The organism is Elstera litoralis (assembly GCF_000963705.1).
GTDB classification, from domain to species: Bacteria; Pseudomonadota; Alphaproteobacteria; order Elsterales; family Elsteraceae; genus Elstera; species Elstera litoralis.
This window is the reverse complement of sequence record NZ_LAJY01000682.1, coordinates 1-948: the sequence shown is the minus strand read 5'-3', so window position 1 is coordinate 948 and position 948 is coordinate 1. Positions and strand designations below refer to the sequence as shown.

Below are 948 nucleotides of genomic sequence, written 5' to 3'. Positions count from 1 at the left end.
TTAGGCGGCGAGCAGATCGGCGTGAACCTATCGGACGAAGATCAACTTCATCCCGAACAGTCAACCTCTGCCATTGTCGTACTACACCCCGCAGGCAAAGTATTTCTCGGTTTAGCTTTGGGCCTTGCCTGTGGAGGGGGGAGGCGGGTATAACCCGCTCGCTATTTAAGTCTGACGAAGGGCGGGCCGCAGGTCGCGGGCCGCCCTTTCAGTCGCTCACCACTGGAGTTATGCCGACATGGCGTTGGAACGTACCCTCTCGATCCTGAAGCCCGATGCCACCCGCCGCGATCTGACCGGCAAGATCAATGCCCGTTTCGAAGAAGCTGGCCTCAAAATCGTCGCCCAGAAGCGCGCTTGGCTGTCCCAGGCCCAGGCCGAAAAATTCTATGAAGTCCATAAGGCCCGCCCGTTCTTCGGCGAACTCGTGTCCTTCATGATCTCGGGTCCGGTCGTCTTGCAGGTGCTGGAAGGCGAAAAACGCCGTCACCCGCAACCGCGAAATCATGGGCGCAACCGATCCGTCGAAGGCCGAACCCGGCACTATTCGCCGCGAATTCGCCGAGTCGATCGAAGCCAACTCGGTTCACGGCTCGGATTCGGCTGAAAATGCCGCGATTGAAATCGCGTATTTCTTCGCCGGGACCGAAATCGTCGGTTAAGGCGGAACGCATACGGCGCTTCATGTGCCGGAGGAAATGGCGCAGATCACTCTGCGCCATTTTTTATTCGAGGGTGGCGGAAACAGCTATATTTTCTGGGGCGACTCGAACCCTAATAATAGGGTCGAGAGGGAAGACAGCCGCGATAACAAGGGGAGTGGGTTGGACTGAAATAACTTGCTCATGCGTGTTCGCGGGGTATCCGGGAGCCTCTGGAAGGCTAACGCTTACTGTAATGTTAGTCTGGAAGAGATCATTTACAGTTAGGGGAACCGTTAAATCTCCC

At 56.5% G+C, this 948-nt stretch carries 1 pseudogene; it reads left to right on the top strand.

Going from position 1 to position 948, the window contains the following annotated elements:
- Positions 1–238 precede the first annotated feature (238 nt).
- A pseudogene (ndk, locus tag VZ95_RS18945) lies at positions 239–662 on the top strand (nucleoside-diphosphate kinase).
- Positions 663–948 lie beyond the last annotated feature (286 nt).